Source organism: Enterobacter cloacae complex sp. P29RS (genome assembly GCF_014893445.1).
Taxonomy (GTDB): domain Bacteria; phylum Pseudomonadota; class Gammaproteobacteria; order Enterobacterales; family Enterobacteriaceae; genus Enterobacter; species Enterobacter intestinihominis.
Genome location: NZ_JADBPZ010000047.1, coordinates 1 through 597, shown reverse-complemented (window position 1 = coordinate 597; position 597 = coordinate 1). Strand labels below are relative to the sequence as shown.

Below are 597 nucleotides of genomic sequence, written 5' to 3'. Positions count from 1 at the left end.
AGCGGCCATTCATGCCATCCACTTCCCATCTCACACCTCCTTCGGGTTTGCCAGGTAGCCGGTGGTGTCACCCGTCGGACGGCTGTTGGCGTTAGGTTTAATCACAATACTCGGCTTCGTGAAGTGCGCAGACGGCAGCGGCGCGACCGCAGCAAGCTGGCCGTGTTTTTTGCGCAGCTCTTCAATCGGGCCAAAGTCCAGCGCGCGCAGCGGGCAGGACTCGACGCAGATGGGCTTTTTGCCGTCCGCCACGCGGCTGTGGCAGCCGTCGCACTTGGTCATGTGGCCTTTAGCCGCGTTATACTGCGGCGCGCCGTACGGGCAGGCCATGTGGCAGTAGCGACAGCCGATGCAGACATCCTCGTCCACCACCACAAAACCGTCGTCTCGCTTGTGCATTGCCCCGCTCGGGCAGACCTTGGTGCAGGCCGGATCTTCGCAGTGGTTGCAGGCAATCGACAGGTAATAGGCGAAGACGTTCTGATGCCAGACGCCGTTATCCTCCTGCCAGTCGCCGCCTGCGTATTCATAAATACGACGGAAGCTGACGTCCGGGGTCAGGTCTTTATAATCCTTGCAGGCCAGCTCGCAGGTTTT

1 protein-coding gene is annotated in these 597 nt (G+C 60.5%); it reads right to left on the bottom strand.

Features of this window, described 5'->3' with window-relative positions; genetic code table 11:
• Positions 1 to 30 precede the first annotated feature (30 nt).
• A partial coding sequence (locus tag IM282_RS21775) for a DMSO/selenate family reductase complex B subunit (protein WP_045329405.1) occupies positions 31 to 597 on the bottom strand: 567 nt, incomplete at its 5' end.